Here is an 18,146-nt window from a genome sequence, read left to right on the forward strand (position 1 = left end):
TGAAGCTGCACCGGAAAGAGTACTTGCAACCCTCGTATTTTTCCAGTGAGTTTGGTGTTATAAAGTATGAGATCTCGTTTATTGAGGCTGTGTACTTCTTCATCTTTACCTCGATGGTTTTAGATATAATATCTCCAACAAAGTGTCCAAGAAAAGTTGACCATTAAAGTCTAGATAAGAGTTATTATGGGTGTCTCGTTTATAACTATTGATGAATTACTAGGAATTACTAGGACACCCACCTTAAAGTGTCCTTAATTTAAGGATTTGGACCGAATTAACTAATTACTAGGACATCCACCTTAAAGGATAATTACTAGGACACCCACCTTAAAGTGTCTTTAATTTAAGGATTTGGACCGAATTAACTAATTACTAGGACATCCACCTTAAAGTGTCCTTAATTTAAGGATTTGAACCGAATTAAACATGGGTGTCTCGTTTATATCGTTGTTTATATCTTTCGGTTGTATCCAAAGCTTACTCAAAAAGTGAGAGGGATGTGGTGAGGATTCTAAATTTAGGGTAATCATTAAATCCGCATTTTCTTCACATTCTTTAGAAATGGTTCGCACTGGTGTGGCTACGCAGAGGTATAACCTTGATACAGGTTTTACAAATCGTGTGGTTCCAATCAAAATCGACTTACTTAATGGTGAAACCTGTCGAGATTATACCGTTGAAGCTACTAAATGATGTGCTTCTATGGTAGTGCATGGCAAGGCCTGTCGTATGGAGATGGTAACTGGATGGTTAGAAAATAATATTCTTTATCATTAAGAATGACAGGATCAGTTCGTCGAATTCCATACTTCAAACTTAGTCATTACTTTGGTGAACATGACACTTTGTAAATAGTGGTTAAGCCATTGTTTAACCTTTGGGTAGGGAGATTGCTGATACCATTGACGTTCGACTTTGGCGAACTGACGGATGAAAGGGAGTAACGCTATGTCAACCAAACTCTCTTGGTCTGAAATGATATAAGACGTTTTGTTTGTCTGATTATCTGCGGTTCCAACTGACAAACAATCTTCTAATTCTTGAATATAAACCTCGCATGCTTGTCTGCACTCAATCAGGTTGTTTTCTTTATAGCGTTTGGCACATTTATACGCATTTAAATGTGTTTTAAATTCGTCATCAAAACGAGCAATTAACGAAAGCATTGAAGGTAGAGCCATTGGTTCGTCTTTACGAAGCAGATCATCAGGATCACTCTGAGCTAAAGCCCACAACATAACCTCAAGACTTTCTTCAATAATCAATATCGATTTTAAATCATTTTCCACTACTAAAATGGGGACCGAACCTTTTGCGGAAGCTTTTAGCATTTCTGCAGGTTTATTGTTTAATTTTACTTCTCGCACGGCAACGGGTTGGTTGGCTTTGAAAAGCGCAATTCTTGCTCGCATTGCATAAGGGCAGTTTCGTAATGAGTATAGTATCGGCTGTGCCATAGTTACTTTCTATTGTTTTTAAAGTTGCCGAAGTCGGCACTTATCTTAATTATTAAACGTCTAAAGCTCGGCACTTTGCAGGATTTGACGAGAATAATCCACTCTAGTGATATTCATTGGCTAAATATACAGGTAAAATCATCAGCACATAAATGCGGGATGTAAAATAGACCGTAATAGCACTTAAAATAAATCGCACCTAAATGAGTAATGTCGGCATGAGTAGTATCCAAAACCAGCAAAAAATTGAATTGTTAGCCCCTGGGGGTGACATTGATGCCATAAAAGCGGCAATTATTGCTGGTGCCGATGCCGTGTATTGTGGTCTAGATAATTTCAATGCCCGTAATCGTGCATCGAATATTTCCTTTGAGCAACTTGTTGGTGTTATTCGGCTCGCCCATCAATATGAATGTGAGATTTTTCTGACCCTGAATATAGTCATTTTAGAGCAGGAGTTTACTACCTTAGCTAAGTTGCTAAGTAAATTAGTAAACACCACCTTAGATGGTGTGATTGTTCAGGATATTGGCATGTTTAATCTTATCAAGAAGCATTTTCCTTCTTTAGATATTCATGCCTCTACGCAGCTTACTACTCACAATGCGGGGCAAATTGCCTTTCTAAAAAAATTAGGGGCATCTAGGGTCAATTTATCTAGAGAATTAAATCTGCGAGAAATTAGTGCGTTAACCGCAGTAAGTCGCGAACACGACATTCTAACCGAAGTGTTCGTTCATGGCTCATTATGTGTTGCGTTCTCTGGATTGTGCTATTCAACCTCTGCAAGTGCAGGAAATTCGGGTAATCGCGGACGTTGTAGCCAGGCGTGTCGTGAAGAATATGAAACCACTGAATCAGGCCATAACTTTCCCCTTAACCTAAAAGATAACTCTGCATTTTTTGATCTGCCCGCTTTAATCGAAGCTGGTGTTTATTCGTTTAAAATCGAAGGTCGAATAAAAGGCTCGAGTTACGTTCATACCGTTGTGGATAGCTTCCGTAAACAAATCGATGGCTTTGTAGAAACGGGTGAACTACTTGAAGATGGTGAGCGCCTCTATAAGGTGTTTAATCGAGATTTTTCCAATGCATTTTTACGTGGTGATTTAAATCAATCGATGTTTATTGATAATCCACGGGATAACTCTAAAAACCATGCCATCGCCAAAGCCAGTTCTGACAACGATAGCAATCGTATATCGGTTGTGCAAATACAAGAAGTAAAGCAAACCTTGTATCAAGAGAAGAATGAACTTCACGATATCGTAAGGGAAAAAATCCAATATTTGAGTATCGATAAAGTTCCTTTGGAACTTTCATTCTCCGGTGAAGAAGGTTGTCCGTTAACGCTTGTTATCAAAACAGATGATTTAAGCCATCAGCAATCTTTTCAGGATAAAGAGCCGCAGACTCATGACAAAACCATTACATTACAATCAAGCAGTTTATTAACAAGAAGTGATAAAAATGCAATTGATAAAGTCGCTTTAGAGAAGAGATTTAAAAGTTTAAGTAACGGAGATTATGAGCTAATTAAAATTGATTTAAATAGTTTGTCGACAGGGTTAACCGTCCCTTTTCGTGAACTGACTACGTTGAAAAACGAAGCTACTCGCTTATTAAATGGTGCTCAAGCGTTAATTCCTCCAGTAACACTGCCTAAATTAACAAGTCACGACAAAGATGCTGGTGGCTCGCAACAACCCAAACTCTCCATCTTAATCTGCGATGAATCTGATGTAACATTGGCGGATGTTACCGATGCTGATATTTACTTTAAGTTACCTGATGCTTACAAGCGAAATTGCACGAAGTATATTGATTTCCTTGCTGAAAACCCTCGTCTTATCCCCTGGTTTCCAGCAGTACTAATTGGTAAAGATTATGAAGTGGCGATTAATATCTTAGAAAAAATTATGCCACCATTAATTGTCACAAATAATACTGGCATTGCTTACCAAGCTAACAAATTAGGGATAAAGTGGATTGCCGGTCCATTCTTAAATACGACTAACTCTTATGCTTTAATGGCCATGAAAGAAGAGTTTGACTGTAGTGGAGCGTTTATTTCGAACGAGCTGAATCGTATGCAGATGAAAAACATTGCTCGTCCTGAAAACTTTAAGTTGTTTTACAGTATTTATCATCCCATTTTGCTGATGACGAGTAGGCAGTGTTTTTTCCAGCAAAGTGTGGGGTGTGATAAGCCGAGAATTGACAATGGTTGTATGTTGTCCTGCGATAAATCTACCAGCATTACAAATCTTAAAGGTATGTCTTTTGCCATTGATAAACAAAAAGCAGGTTACCCAAGTATTTATAATGAAGATCAGTTTTTGAATATGCAGGTGATTCATGATTTAGCTGACTTGTTTGATGGCTTTATGATTGACCTAACTAATATTGGCGCTGGTGATAAAGTCTCCCCAGACAAAGTTGCGTTAATAGAGCAGTTCGAGGAGTTGTTGCAGGGAAATAAACAAGTTGAAAATCAGTTAAATACTATGGTGCCAGCGTCGACAGACAGTCAATACCATAATGGCTTGTAGTTAGAGCTACAGCTTTACCGCAAATATTTGTGAATAGTCATTAATTTGGATATTTGATGGCTAACTCACTCTCAAAATTCGCTATCGAGACACCCATCACTGTTCACTATCGAAAAAGGTTAACGGGACACCCTTATTAGTAGCTGAAGTTATTAGTTAGAAATTGCTACTATTGGGACAGGCATGAACCACAACTTAGACACCCATCCTAGTTAAACGGAGTTTGAAAATCATCACTCTAGGACCAGCAATGGTAATAGATCTATTTCAATACTACTAAATTTTCACAATCGACTATGCTTAAAAGTCTTTAATCACCAAGGATGGATGATGTATGGCTCAAGCGAGAAAAAAGCAAATATGTTTAAGTGAGACTCCCTACTATCACTGTGTTTCGCGGTGTGTCAGACAATCATTTTTGTGCGGAGAAAATAAATTCACTGGGCAAAATTACGAGCATCGGCGCGGTTGGGTAGAATCTCGGCTACTATTTTTAGGTTCGGTTTTTGCCATTGATATTGCCGCTTTTGCGGTAATGAATAATCATACACACGTCGTTCTGTTCGTAGATAAAGATCTTGCTGGAAGTTTCTCAAAAAAAGAGGTACTTACTCGTTGGCATAAATTGCACAGAGGGACTTTGCTCACGCAAAAATATCTGAATGGCAAAAAACTCAATAAATGTGAAGCACTTACAGTGGATAAAATCACTGAAGTCTATCGTAAGCGCTTGTTTGACATCAGTTGGTTTATGCGAAGCTTGAATGAATACATTGCGCGTGAAGCTAACAAAGAAGATGAATGTACTGGTCGGTTTTGGGAAGGAAGGTTCAAATCTCAAGCGTTATTAGATGAGCGAGCACTTTTAGCTTGTATGGCTTATGTCGACTTAAACCCAATTCGAGCTAGAATGGAAAGCACTCCTGAAACTTCTAGGCATACTAGTATTTTCAAGCGTATTGCGGCCATGAAAACGGGTAAACAGCCTAAATCACTATTACGTTTTGTGGGTAATCACCGACAAAATACACCCAAAGGTATTACTTTTAGTTTGAGCGACTATTGTGAGTTAGTGGACTGTACCGGAAGAATTGAACGAGATGACAAGCTTGGATTTATAGGTAATAGAAAAAACAAACCCCTCGAGCGCTTAGGTATTAATTTACAGCAGTGGTTTACTCTAGCCACCGAATTTGAGCGTCACTTTTCAATCGCGGCAGGTAGCGAACATATGCTACAAAAATTCAAACGTAGTACAAATCATCAACGGATTCGAGGTATGGGTAAAGCCAAATTACTGCTCAACCCTATTTACCGTCAGGGAAACTAATCCCAGACATGGGACCTAAGGTGTTACGGTTTGCTCATCTATGAGTTACTGACAAATGAGCTTATTGAGAGTAGTTAAAAATCAGTTTTTGTCATATAAATCCTCAACATTTCTTGAAACTAATTCATTTTCATAAACCGATATTGCTATACAACTACCAAATAGATCTTTTTTAAAATGGGTGTCTCAATAATTTGTTTCTTACTAATTCCTTTGGACTGTGAATAACCTGATTGTTACTGTGGCTGTCTAAATAGTCTTTAATTTGGCTGTCCTGCTAATACCGCTAATAACTGCTCCTTAGCATGGCTGTCCCGCTAGTGCGCAGTCTTTAACTAAAAAATGCCCACCTAAGTGGGCATTAAGTTGCTATTCAAACTCTATATTTGGCGGGTTCTAAGGTTCATCATTGAGTATTAACTCCTGCACGCGATGATGATAAAACGCGGGGTTTAAACCGATTAGTTGCGGGATTGTTGCCGAAACGGCAACTGATGAGAGTGTTCCAAATACGACACCAGTAAATAGGGTGATGGCGAAACCTTGTAGTGGCTGTCCACCGAAGAGCCAGATTGAGGCTATGGTTGCCAGTGTGGTGCCCGAGGTTATTAACGAGCGGGTTAATGTTGATTTAACCGCGGTATCCACTATGTCACTCAAGTTTAGGTTGCTTTTTGCGCTCATGACTTCACGTAACTTGTCTCCAATTACGATGGAGTCATTCAGTGAGTAACCAATAATGGCAAGCACTGCAGCTAATACCGTCAAATCAAACGGTAGGCCAAACCACGCAAATAATCCCAGTACCACTAATACATCATGGATCAACGCCACCAATGAGCCGCAGGCTAAGCGCCATTCAAAACGCCAGGTCAAATACATCATCATCGCAATTGCAGCAACAAGCATGGCTAAACCGCCGTTATCAATTAATTCCGACCCCACTTGTGAGCCAATAAAAACCGAATCTTGCGGAGTAATTTGGTAGCCGCTTTGTTTAGCGAAATCTGCAAGCCAAGCTTTATCTATAACATCAGCTACACCATCCGCCTGGCGCACAGTCCAATGGGTATTTGTAACGCTGCTATTGAGCTCAAAATCCGCCGTCAGTTGGGCACCCAACTGACGTTGCATGTCTGCTTTGTCGATACTTTGGCTGGTGGTGAATTCCGTCATATAACCACCCGTGAAATCCAATCCTAAATTTAGTCCACGCATCCCTAAACCCACCACAGACAGCACCATTAACGTCATTGCGAGATAGAATCCTGCAATCCGATATCGACTGAATCGAGAAAGGGAGGGCGATTTTTCCATTTCGTTTTTGGTCATATTAAGGTCTTTTGCAAAGTCCTCATTGTTGATTAATTTTGTGTTCATGACAAAAGTTCCTTATGCTTTACTGGGATTTGAGGTTTCACTAGGTAGGTCAATACGTGGGCGACAAAAACGCCGGTAAACATGCTGGTTAAAATGCCTAAACTGAGTGTCATGGCGAACCCTTTTACTGGGCCATACCCTATACTGAGAAGAATTAAGGCGGTGATCATAGTGGTTATGTTAGCGTCTAAAACCGTTCTAAACGCCTCCTTGTAACCTATCTCTATGGCTAAAAAGTTACTTCTCCCTCGTTTTCGCTCCTCTTTTATTCGCTCAAAAATCAACACATTAGTATCCACGGCCATGCCCACGGTGAGAACCAATCCGGCAATCCCCGGCAAGGTCAAAACCATATTGGGTAACAAGGCCATCAACCCAACTAGACACACCAAATTAAGAACTAAGCAAGTGTTCGCAATTAACCCCAATTTGCGATACCACAATCCCATAAATAACAAGGTGATACTCAAGCCAATGGCTAATGCCATAATCCCGTTGTTTACATTGTCTTGCCCCAGAGAGGCCTGAATTGTCCGTTGTTGGACTATTGTGATTGGTGCATCTAATGAACCTGCACGTAACAATAGAGCCAATTCAGCAGCTTCATCATGGCTGTCCAGATTAGTAATGCTGAAGCGATTTCCTAATTGGGCTTGAATCGTTGCAACGTTGATCACCCTACTACGTTTAACCATTTCATCGGCTGCGTTGCGGTGATATTCAGAAAATACCACCACCATGGGGTTACCAATATTGTTTTTGGAAAATGCTGACATCTTTTCGCCACCCACGGAGTCCAATGACAGATTGACTAATGCACCCCCCATTTCGTCGCGGCCTGAGTTTGCATTCTCAATGCTTGAGCCGGTGAATATTGGTTTCGAAGCGACCCGCAATCGACGACCACTGTTATCCTTAAAGGTTTTGGCACCTATTTCACCGTCTTTTGCCATTGCGTAAAAATCTAACGAAGCGGTGGCACCAATAATTCGTTTCGCCTGCTCAGGGTCTTTCACCCCGGGTAACTCTACGCGAATTCGGTTGGCCCCTTGCCGCTGAGTCACCGCCTCAGTAATCCCTAACTCTTCAATACGACCTCGTAAGGTCGTCAACGCTTGAGCCATAATTTGTTGGTGAAATTCGTTGATACTTTGCTCGGAAAACATCAAACGACCGTTATTCTCGTCAATTTTGGTATAAACAATTCCGGGTAAATAGTCTTGGACTTTTTGTACAAGGGTTTTCACATCACTTGTTTGCTGTGTGAGGAAGTGCAGGTTAAGACCATTTGCCGTGGAGGTGTCACCATTTGTTTCAGGCAGCTTGACGCTCATCCCCCTAAAACCTTGTTGGCGAATGATGTGCATGGCTTCGTCTTTTGCACTTTCGTAGCGTTCTTGATCTGCTTTTGGCGTATCAACCTCCAATACAAACAGGACACCCCCGCTAAGATCTAGACCCAACTTGATTGGGGACATGCCAAGTTCATTAAGCCATTTTGGCGCTGCAGATTGACTGCCTAAACGGACTTCGTAGCTGTCATCTAAGTCGGTCTTCAGTTTTTGTTGGGCAATGGAAAGCGCTTCATCATCGCCTTGGATAACAATTTTGCTGTCGGTATCGCCACTGATAATTTGTTTAACTTGAATGTTTTCCTGTTGCATTAACTGACGCAAGGTTTGCGGTGCAGGAAGTGATTGAGTTGGATTGCTGCTACTAATCAGTAACGCATTGTTGTTTCCATATAAAGTTGGGATGGCATTTAATCCCAATATAAGCACAGTGACGATAATCACGATTAACTGCCAAGTATGCTTGGATTTTGCTGTTGTTTTACGCATGTTCGTTCTCTTTTTTAGCAAATAACCCATTGCTTAGAGCAATGGTTAAATGGAGTGCGCAAGCGAGTAATAGGCTAACGCAACATAAATAAGGGTATACAGATACCCATTAAAAAAGTGCACTGAGTGTAGTGCGAGAATGTGTTAACTTAGGTAGGTAATAGCGCCGGAATACAGTGTATTTCCGTCTTTCCAGCCACCTAATTTGCTGTGGTTATTTGCAGCATCAGGTCGCAAAAACCATGGAGTATCAACACTGCTGACTGGCGCTGCTAAGAAGTGTTGACGACCTAAAATTTCAGGCAGAAATTCGTATGCTAGAACAAAAATGGGTTCGTTTTGAATGGGTGAGCTAAATGCACTGTAGGCGCAGCGCTCAAAGGGAGGCCAGCGTATATCGCGATTTATCTTAAAAAATTCAGGGGGAAATTTAGATTGAAAATGATCTTGCCTGCTCTTTTTGCGAGTAGTCCCTTTGCGCTTTTTTAACTCTGTTTGTTGTTTACTAATAATATAATCAGCAGACAAGATTTGGGTCAGTTGAGACAAGGTGTGTTGATTTTGTGCATTGTCGAGCTGACCAGCATGAACGTCGACGCTTAATGGGATGTGGGGAGAATTTAGCGGATTATCCACAGAGTGGGCAGGGGCACTCATTGCTATAAAAACAGCAATAAACCAACTAAAGAGTAAAGCGTGCCAAGACCACATGAAACTAATCTAACTACCTGTAATGAATTGATAAGGTTAATAAGGATGAAGGGAAAAAATGCAAGGGTTAGAACAAGAAAACAACAAACAAATAGTGTGCTAAGCCCGTTAATGCAATGCTATCACCGAGCCGATTCAACTGCTCGAAGATTATTGTGTCACATTAGAGGCTGGGCACTAATTGAACCGCACCTTCCACTACTTTCATATTCAATGGCACTTTACTTAACAGAGCAACGGTTGGATCTGATGTATCCAACTTATAAACTGGAGTGTTAATCAAAAACGTATTGATAAGCGTCATTACTTGGTCGTTTAACACATTTAAATTACCTTTATAATTGCCTGCTTCAACCGTTGAATCGATCAATTTAAGGTTTCGCAAATACACTGCTTTTTTGTCACTATCATAAAAAGGACTACCTTCAACCTGCAGCATTAAGCGCACTGGGTACTTAAATACAAAAGCATTGATCTCTGCACCTGAATCCACTCCAAGGGCTATTACATCTCGATTATCTGGACCAATATTAACACTTAAGTCATTGACTTTTAGTTCTACTGGGACACCCATGACAGTGGCTTTTTCGCTTAAATTAGGTAACTGCTGACTCAGCAGAGATTGTACTTGTGAGTTAGTAAATGAGAAAACAGATAGACCTTGGGTACTGGCACATCCGGTTAAAAATAGTGCGCCGATAAAGAATAAAATTTTCATGAAAACCTCTGGATGATTTGAAAATAATAAGGGGTTCCAATCCAGATTAGTTGCTGAGTGACACTAAACTGAATTGGCAATATCAGATCCACATAACATTGCTCATGTTGCTCAAGATTGTTTGCCCTTTTGATTCTATTGTACGAGCTTACAGGGCCCATTACTATCAATCTTGAACCTAACCCCTGTCTGAAGTGATAAGCGTTTTAACTCCATTGAATCTGGCGCTCAGTCCCATAATGAGACTCATATTGATTTTATCCAAATAGTTGCGCCAGCAACGCTAGTTTGCATGGACAACAAGCTACTAATTCAGCTTTTTAGGCTGATTGAATAGTAATTTTAAAGCAGCAAAGACACTTTTTTGGTGTTTAATCTGACTAAGCAGAATTCGCCACGGTGTGAATACCACATCAAAAAAGGAAACCTTATATTCTCGTTCAGTGACACCATAACGTGGGGCTTCGCCGTTATTACTTACAAAGGTTCCGAAAATTTTGTCCCAAATAATAAGCACCCCGGCATAGTTTTTATCAACATATTGAGGGTTACTTGCGTGATGCACGCAATGGTGAGTAGGGGTGTTAAACACTTTACCAAGTATTTTGAATTCGGGGCCAAGTTCAGTATGCACAAAAAATTGGAATGCCAAATTCAATGCGACTATTGTCAGCATTAGCTCTGGTGTGTACCCCAAAATAATCATAGGTAACCAAAATATCCACATGCCAACAACAGGGTAAAATAGACTTTGCCGCATAGCGGTAGAAAAATTCATATTGTTGGAACTGTGGTGTACAACACGGGCTGCCCATAACCAATTGCATTGATGACTAGCGCGATGAAACCAATAATATAAAAAGTCTTGTAAGATGATAGCTATAATCACCGTGAAAACGCTCAGTTCTATGCTAAATATTGCGAATTTACCGTGTAACCAATAAAAAAAGGGCATTAAAGCAAGCATGGCTAGAATGTCGGTTGCTTGGTGAGATAAGGCTAACCCCAGATTTAGGCCAAACTCTTTTAATGAGTAACTTTGCCTGCGTTTGCGCAGTTCTACGCCTATGGCGATCAGAAATAGTGGGCTCAACAATAACAATATAAATTCAGCGTTCACTAATCGATATCCTCACACATATGGCTGCCATTTTAGCTAAATCAAGTGTAGCAGAGTGTCTAGCTTAACCTGTTTGAAGACAACATAACTAATGGTATAGGATATTTTCCGCTGCAATTCCAACTCAGGCTTTCACCTTTTTTCCCATTTAAAGAGTAATTTCAGCCAACTTAAGCCTCTGTCTTTTAACCGACTAAGTTGTAATCCAATCTCCTTGCCAATCTTTATAAACAGGGGTATACCCGTTGTTTTTTATGGCCTCGGCCACTTCCTTGACCGAGCGTTCATCGCTGATTTCAAACTGTACTAATTGGCTCTCGGGTTTAGCGTAACCGCCAGGCTCAGTGGAGCTGCCAGCACTCATATGAGTGATCCCCAGTGGCATTAGGTTGTTCCTAAATTGACTTGTTTCACGGGTGGATAAGCTAATTTCTAAGGCTTCACTGAATAATCGAAATGCGCAGACTAATTGTACTAGTCCTGTGTCGGAAATGGGCATTTTTGCCTCAACTCCGCCTGTACAAGGCCGTAATCGAGGTAATGAAATACTGTATTTACTGCGCCAATAACGGTTCTCTAAATAGGCTAGATGATGTCCCATTAGTAGCGCATCTACACGCCAATCATCTAAGCCTAACAACACCCCTAAACCAATTTTATCCACATTCGCCTGAGCTAACCTATCTGGGCTATCTAAACGATTCAAAAAGTCCGACTTTTTACCTCGAGTATGATGTTTTGCGTAAGTCACAGGGTGGTAAGTTTCCTGATACAGCATAACCCCGTCTAACCCAAGGCTAACCAGTTGTTTGTATTGCCGGGTTTGTAAAGGTTGCACTTCTAATGAAACATGGCTGAAATGGCGTTTGCATTGGGGTAATACTTGAGCAAAATAGTCTATGCCTACTTTGCTTTCGTGTTCGCCTGTCACCAGCAATAGAGAGTCGAAACCACGGCCTTTAAGAATGTTTATTTCGTCTGCTATTTCTTGGTGATTTAGTACTTTACGTTTTATTTTGTTGCTTAGGGTAAAGCCGCAATAATCGCATTCATTGGCACACAGATTCGACAGGTACATGGGCGCAAACAACTGAATATTGTGACCGAAACGTTGTAAGGTTATTTGTTTGGCTTGCTGTGCCATTTGCTCTAGATAGGGGATTGCAGCTGGGGACAATAACGCCATTAAGGCGTAAAGGTTTCCGTTTGGGTGTTGCAAAGCTTGTTCAACATCAGCACAAGTGGCGCTATTTAACGCTAGTTGCAACGCAGTTAAATCTAATTGTTTAAATTTATCAACAAAGCTCATTTAAAAATCCCGTTAATGGACTGGTGTTGCTGGCTTGGTTTGATACCCGTGCTAAACCCGCATGATAGGTTTTACGTCCGGTAATAACCGCTTGACGAAAACACTGGGCAATAGTAACTGGTTGTTGGCTTGCCGCGATGGCGGTATTAACCAGTACCGCATCGGCTCCCATTTCCATTGCCGCAGTGGCATCCGATGGGCTACCGATCCCAGCATCGACAACCACTGGCACCTTAGCTTGTTCAATAATCATCTGTAAGAATGTTTTGGTCAGTAAACCTTGATTACTGCCGATGGGACTGGCTAGTGGCATTACCGCCGCACATCCAACTTCTTCCAAGCGCCGACATAATACTGGGTCGGCGTGGACATAAGGCATCACCACAAACCCTTTTTCTACTAAGGTTTCCGCTGCTTTTAGGGTTTCTACGGGATCGGGCATTAAATATTTGGGATCGGGATGAATTTCCAGTTTTATCCAGTGGGTGTGTAACATCTCACGGGCAAGTTGCGCGGCAAAAATCGCTTCCTGTGCGTTTCGCGCCCCTGATGTATTGGGCAGTAACTTCACGCCCATTGCCGTTAATGGTTGTATCAAGTTGTCGGTCCCCTGTTTTAAATCAATGCGTTTCATTGCTAGGGTGACCAATTCTGTTCCTGAGGCATGCAAAGCATCTAACATCACCTCACTACTGGCGAATTTTCCGGTGCCGCTAAATAAGCGAGAAGAAAAGTGTTGTCCTGCTATTGTTAACATTCTTTATCCTCCTGCCACAGCACTAAATATTTCAATTCGATCATTTTCATGACACAGGTTTGTGGACCACTGACTTCTGGGCACCACATGTTGATTGTGTACCACCGCAATGTTGTCTAATCTAAGCTCAAAAGATTGCACACTAAGGGCTAAAACCTGTTGTAAGTTGCTACTTTTGTTCACCTCTAAGGGGCGTTCATTTACATAAATAGTGATCATAAGGTTACCTCGGTTTGGGTGGGGTGCTGGGGCTTAGAAAGCTGACTTTGTGGCCCGCTGGGCCAGTGTCCACAGGCTTGGCAATGGGGATCACGGTGACGAATAAGCTGCCGCCAGCTGAGTTGCAAACCATCAAAAATGTGCAAATGTTGAAGCTCGGTATCAAGCTTTAGGATGTGTTTGATGCTTGTCAGTGCTTGCATACTGGCCATGATCCCAACGCTAGGACCAAGTACCCCTAAATTAGCACAACCTTGGGGGCTTGAATTGCCAGAAAAAAGGCAGTTGTAACAGCCTCTTTGCGGTGCCACTTGGCCATCAACCACCAACAATTGACCGGAAAACGCCGCGACTGATGCGCTTATCAACGGGATAAAGTGCGCGGCACACCAAACATTAATCGATTGCCGAGTTGGCATGTTGTCTGAACAATCAAGTAAGATTAACTGGCCGTTTTGATGGGCTTGTTGCAGCTCAACATTGCTGTGCAATAGATGTTCAGCAAAACAATGGGTAAACTTTTCGCAGAAATAGCGGACTTGTGTATCACTATTGATTGCAGCGACTTTTTCAGCGGCACAGATGGCTTTGTGTTTGCCAATGGAGTTTGCATCAAACAAAATTTGTCTGGGTAGGTTCGACAACTCAACCAGATCATCATCTATCAAATAAAGATGGCCAATGCCTGCTGCGCTTAATTGTTGGGTGACATGACTCCCAAGGCCACCCACACCCACCACTATTACATGGGAATTGAGTAGGTTCTGCTGACCCTGCTCGCCAACTTGAGACAACAATATTTGCCGGTAATATTGAATAAACTGATTGTCGCTCAAGGTATTCATCGCACTTTTGTTTGCGCTGTTGCTGTCCGTCACAGCACTGTCAGTCATATCCTTATCTTTCATGATAGTGCCTGCCATTGTTGTTGCAGTTTTTGCCAGCTTTGCGCGGGATCTTTTGCTTTTTCTACGGCGCGTACCACGGCGATATCGTTTACTTGAGTCTGTTTGACGGCATCAAGATTATTGTGATCAATGCCACCGATCGCGACTAGGGCTAGGCGATCACTCAGCAAGGAGCAATACTTTTCAAGTTTATTGAGTCCTTGAGGTTGAGAGGGCATGGATTTAGTTGGCGTTGAAAAGATATGACCGATGGCCAAATAACTGGGCGACAGTTGCTGGGCCAAAAGTAATTCAAAATATCCATGGGAGGACAATCCTAGTGCCAAACCTGCCCCTGCGATCTGTGACAAATCTGCTTGCAACATATCTTCTTGGCCTAAATGCACTCCAAATGCACCGTGTTTAATGGCCAATTGCCAATGATCGTTGATAAATACCTGCGCTTTATATTGTTTACCCAAAGCGATCGCTGTTTGTATAGCCTGTTCAATTTGTTGTTCCAACTGCTTTAAGGGAGATGTGGTTTTTAAACGTAATTGCACCGTGCGTGCCCCGGCTTTTAGCACTTGCTCTAGTACGCTAACCGACTCAGTTACCGGATAGACCTGCAAAGGCTGTTGGACGTTGGTAAAACTAAGCCCTTGGCTTTGCTTTATCTGTGGATATTTAGGCAGAGTAATTTTCGCAAAGTGCTCAAGGTGTTTGGGCCAGCCATTACGGGCTAAAACTCCCGGCCCTTTGCCCACCGGATAAGCACTGCTTAGCCCTTGATGTACATAGGCTTTGCCCACCACAATGGCATCTAATAATGGATAGCCCATGGCCATCGTTGTGGCTATGGCACTGGATAAGGTGCAGCCTGTGCCGTGATTGTGTTGGGTAGTTACGCAGAGGCTGCTAAAGCCAATACGCTGATGTTGATGTTGGGGTGAAGTAAATGGAATATCTTTAACCGCTAACCAATCCGTTGCATAGCTGTTATCTATGCTCTGATTGTTCAAATCAGCGCTTTTGGTTTCACAGTTTGGTGTATCAGCCCCTAAGAGATCGCCACCGGTGAACAGTATGTTGCAGTCTAGTCTTTTGGCAAGGTTTTCAAGATTGGCAATTTGCTCATGGTGAGTGAGGTTTGGCAACTGGCTTAATTCCAGTAATACCCCTAGTTCATGACGATTAGGGGTTATCAGGCTAACCTGTTTTGCCAATTGCAAATAAGCGGCATAGCTGTCTTGTTGATGATGGCTGGATAAAGATTGACCGCTGGTGGACACCATTACCGGATCCCAAATCACTGGAATTTGCAGATTATTGGCCTTTTCATAGGGTTTTAATTTGCTGATAAGCCACTCACTTATGCAGCGAATTTGCTCAGGGTTGGCCAACATACCAATCTTAATTGCTGCCGGAGGAATATCTTCCAGTAAGCAATCCAATTGTTTTCCAAGCATAGTTGTTGGGGTAGGCGTGATCCCTTGTACTTGTTGTGAATTTTGGGCGGTGATGGCAGTCACAACCGTACATGCATGCCCTCCCAAGTCGTGAATGGTTAGACAATCTGCCTGTATGCCAGCCCCACCGCCACTGTCTGAGCCGGCAATAGACCAAACAATGGGGCGGCCAGCAGACCGCACCTCACCTGATTCGATATTTGTGTTTAAGTAGACACCCATGATTAGTTCATCCCCTTGATTAAGTAGACACCCATAGTTATTTCAGGCTCTGTGCTTACGTGTGCTTAAGTAGACACCCATGGTTTACTCAGACTCCGTAATGGCTTGTTCATCAATGGGGGTGTATAGCTGGGCACCTTGGGCTTTAAACTCTTCGGACTTTTGTGCCATAGCTGAGGCAATTTCCTGCGGACTCAATCCTGCTTGACTCAATTTCAATCGTGAGGCGTCTTGTTCTATCTGAATTTGTTGTTTGGCGGCGTATTCGCGCACGTCTTGAGTGATTTTCATGGAGCAGAATTTGGGACCGCACATGGAACAAAAATGAGCCACCTTGGCTGACTCTTGGGGTAAACTTTCGTCGTGATATCGTCTTGCCGTGTCAGGGTCTAAACCAAGGTTGTATTGGTCTTCCCAACGGAACTCGAAACGTGCTTTGGACAGCGCGTTGTCGCGGATCTGCGCACCTAAGTGCCCCTTGGCGACGTCGGCTGCATGGGCCGCGATTTTATAGGCAATCAAGCCTTGTTTAACGTCTTCTTTATTCGGTAGTCCTAAATGCTCTTTAGGGGTGACGTAACATAACATGGCTACCCCATACCAACCTATCATCGCTGCGCCTATGCCTGAGGTAAAGTGATCGTAGCCCGGCGCTATGTCAGTTGTTTGTGGACCAAGGGTGTAAAAAGGCGCTTCGTCACAAATTTGCAACTGTTTGTCCACATTCTCTTTGATTAATTGCATTGGAATATGGCCAGGGCCTTCGACTATGGTTTGTACGTCATATTGCCAAGCTATTTTGACCAATTCCCCTAGGGTTTCTAGCTCGGCAAACTGGGCTTCATCATTAGCATCAGCAATACAACCCGGGCGCATTCCATCCCCTAAAGATAGGGATACGTCATAGGCGGCGCACAGTTCACAGATTTCTTGAAAATGCTCATATAAAAAACTTTCCTTGTGATGAAATAAACACCATTTGGCCATTATGGAGCCGCCGCGAGATACTATGCCCGTCAAGCGCTTTGCGGTCATAGGTACGTAACGCAGCAATACTCCAGCGTGGATCGTAAAGTAGTCTACGCCTTGCTCAGCCTGTTCTATCAAGGTGTCACGGAATACCTCCCAAGTGAGATCTTCGGCAACACCATTTACTTTTTCCAGGGCTTGGTAAATGGGAACAGTGCCAATTGGGACAGGCGAATTACGGATAATCCATTCTCGGGTTTCGTGAATATAGCGTCCCGTGGATAAGTCCATTACCGTGTCGGCCCCCCAGCGGGTTGACCAAACTAATTTTTCTACTTCTTCTTCGATGGAAGAAGTAACCGCAGAGTTGCCAATATTCGCGTTTACTTTGACTAAAAAGTTACGGCCAATGATCATCGGTTCGGATTCGGGGTGGTTAATATTGGCGGGAATAATCGCACGACCGCGTGCCACTTCTTGGCGCACAAATTCTGCGCTGATAGGTTGTCCAACGAGTGCACCGAAGGCATTACCTTGGGCTTTTTGGCGTAAAACCGGATCCGTTAGTTCCTCTCTGGCCATATTTTCGCGGATCGCAATATATTCCATTTCCGGTGTAATGATCCCCGCTTTAGCATAATGCATTTGGGTGACAGCTTTACCCGCTTTGGCTTTTAGCGGTTTTACCGAGCGGTTAAATCGCAAGTGCTCTAAATCATCGTCGCTGCTGCGTGCTTGGCTAAACTCAGAGCTAACTTGCTCTAACTGTTCAACGTCTCCCCGCTGCATAATCCAATTACGACGAAGTTTAATTAAACCTTTATGTATATTGATTTGGGCATTGGGATCGGAATAGGGGCCTGTGCAGTCGTATACCGGAATATCTGGATTTTGTTCGGTAATAGGTGCGTCTTTGCTGCCACCTAAAATAGTCTCTGTTTGGGATATTGCGCGCATACCAACACGAATATCGTGTAGCTCGCCTTGCACATAGACTTTGTTGGAGTTGGGATAAGAAAAGGGTTTAAAGTTATCAATAAATTGTTTCGCATTAGCGCGAGTTTGACGACGATTTGACATTAGCAATCTCTCATATTGTTAAAAAAATGAAGTTGCTTGTCTGGAGAGGTTTGGTGTTGAAAAGCGCCAATTATCGAAAAGGGCAGGTTGCATTTAACAACTCAGAAGACCACCCCAATTGG

The 18,146-nt window shown here is 42.4% G+C and carries 14 protein-coding genes; 2 read left to right on the forward strand and 12 right to left on the reverse strand.

Annotated features, from left to right (window positions below; genetic code table 11):
- Positions 1 to 791 precede the first annotated feature (791 nt).
- A complete protein-coding gene (locus AB6T38_RS14770) occupies positions 792 to 1,460 on the reverse strand; it encodes a glutathione S-transferase (RefSeq protein WP_372548029.1) in 669 nt (222 codons plus the stop codon).
- A 218-nt stretch (positions 1,461 to 1,678) separates the two neighbouring features.
- On the opposite strand from AB6T38_RS14770, the gene AB6T38_RS14775 reads away from it, so the two are divergent.
- Together AB6T38_RS14775 and AB6T38_RS14780 are read left to right on the forward strand one after the other, a co-directional pair.
- Positions 1,679 to 4,012 carry a peptidase U32 family protein gene (locus AB6T38_RS14775; RefSeq protein WP_372548030.1) on the forward strand — a complete coding sequence of 778 codons (2,334 nt, stop codon included), beginning with the start codon at positions 1,679 to 1,681 and terminating at the stop codon, positions 4,010 to 4,012.
- A 334-nt stretch (positions 4,013 to 4,346) separates the two neighbouring features.
- On the forward strand, positions 4,347 to 5,342 hold the full coding sequence (locus tag AB6T38_RS14780) for a transposase (protein ID WP_372548031.1): 996 nt from the start codon (positions 4,347 to 4,349) through the stop codon (positions 5,340 to 5,342).
- 396 nt (positions 5,343 to 5,738) lie between these two features.
- Here AB6T38_RS14780 and secF read toward each other — a convergent pair whose 3' ends face one another.
- From secF to thiC, 11 genes are all read right to left on the reverse strand, one after another.
- Positions 5,739 to 6,674, reverse strand: a complete 936-nt coding sequence (gene secF / locus AB6T38_RS14785; RefSeq protein WP_372548137.1) for a protein translocase subunit SecF — start codon at positions 6,672 to 6,674, stop codon at positions 5,739 to 5,741.
- 44 nt (positions 6,675 to 6,718) lie between these two features.
- A complete protein-coding gene (secD, locus tag AB6T38_RS14790) occupies positions 6,719 to 8,563 on the reverse strand; it encodes a protein translocase subunit SecD (protein WP_372548032.1) in 1,845 nt (614 codons plus the stop codon).
- A 144-nt stretch (positions 8,564 to 8,707) separates the two neighbouring features.
- A complete protein-coding gene (locus tag AB6T38_RS14795) occupies positions 8,708 to 9,274 on the reverse strand; it encodes a hypothetical protein (protein WP_372548033.1) in 567 nt (188 codons plus the stop codon).
- Positions 9,275 to 9,437: 163 nt separating this feature from the next.
- On the reverse strand, positions 9,438 to 9,992 hold the full coding sequence (locus tag AB6T38_RS14800) for a DUF1439 domain-containing protein (RefSeq protein WP_372548034.1): 555 nt from the start codon (positions 9,990 to 9,992) through the stop codon (positions 9,438 to 9,440).
- Between the two features lie 307 nt (positions 9,993 to 10,299).
- Positions 10,300 to 11,112 carry a sterol desaturase family protein gene (locus AB6T38_RS14805; protein ID WP_372548035.1) on the reverse strand — a complete coding sequence of 271 codons (813 nt, stop codon included), beginning with the start codon at positions 11,110 to 11,112 and terminating at the stop codon, positions 10,300 to 10,302.
- Between the two features lie 193 nt (positions 11,113 to 11,305).
- Complete coding sequence (gene thiH / locus AB6T38_RS14810; protein ID WP_372548036.1) at positions 11,306 to 12,421, reverse strand: 2-iminoacetate synthase ThiH; 1,116 nt, start codon at positions 12,419 to 12,421, stop codon at positions 11,306 to 11,308.
- A complete protein-coding gene (locus AB6T38_RS14815) occupies positions 12,408 to 13,178 on the reverse strand; it encodes a thiazole synthase (RefSeq protein WP_372548037.1) in 771 nt (256 codons plus the stop codon). Before AB6T38_RS14815 ends, thiH begins: the two co-directional genes overlap by 14 nt.
- A 3-nt stretch (positions 13,179 to 13,181) precedes the next feature.
- The gene (gene thiS / locus AB6T38_RS14820) at positions 13,182 to 13,397 is read right to left on the reverse strand and encodes a sulfur carrier protein ThiS (protein WP_372548038.1); all 216 of its coding nucleotides are present in this window, start codon (positions 13,395 to 13,397) and stop codon (positions 13,182 to 13,184) included.
- The gene (locus AB6T38_RS14825) at positions 13,394 to 14,305 is read right to left on the reverse strand and encodes a ThiF family adenylyltransferase (RefSeq protein ID WP_372548039.1); all 912 of its coding nucleotides are present in this window, start codon (positions 14,303 to 14,305) and stop codon (positions 13,394 to 13,396) included. The genes thiS and AB6T38_RS14825 overlap by 4 nt, the downstream gene beginning before the upstream one ends.
- Positions 14,302 to 15,975, reverse strand: coding sequence for a thiamine phosphate synthase (thiE, locus tag AB6T38_RS14830; protein WP_372548040.1), 1,674 nt, complete (start codon positions 15,973 to 15,975; stop codon positions 14,302 to 14,304). The genes AB6T38_RS14825 and thiE overlap by 4 nt, the downstream gene beginning before the upstream one ends.
- Before the next feature lie 84 nt (positions 15,976 to 16,059).
- Positions 16,060 to 18,024: a phosphomethylpyrimidine synthase ThiC gene (thiC, locus tag AB6T38_RS14835; protein WP_372548041.1), complete on the reverse strand. Its 1,965-nt coding sequence runs from the start codon at positions 18,022 to 18,024 to the stop codon at positions 16,060 to 16,062.
- Positions 18,025 to 18,146 lie beyond the last annotated feature (122 nt).

The sequence above is a fragment of the Aliiglaciecola sp. SL4 genome, from assembly GCF_041538045.1.
Lineage (GTDB): Bacteria > Pseudomonadota > Gammaproteobacteria > Enterobacterales > Alteromonadaceae > Aliiglaciecola.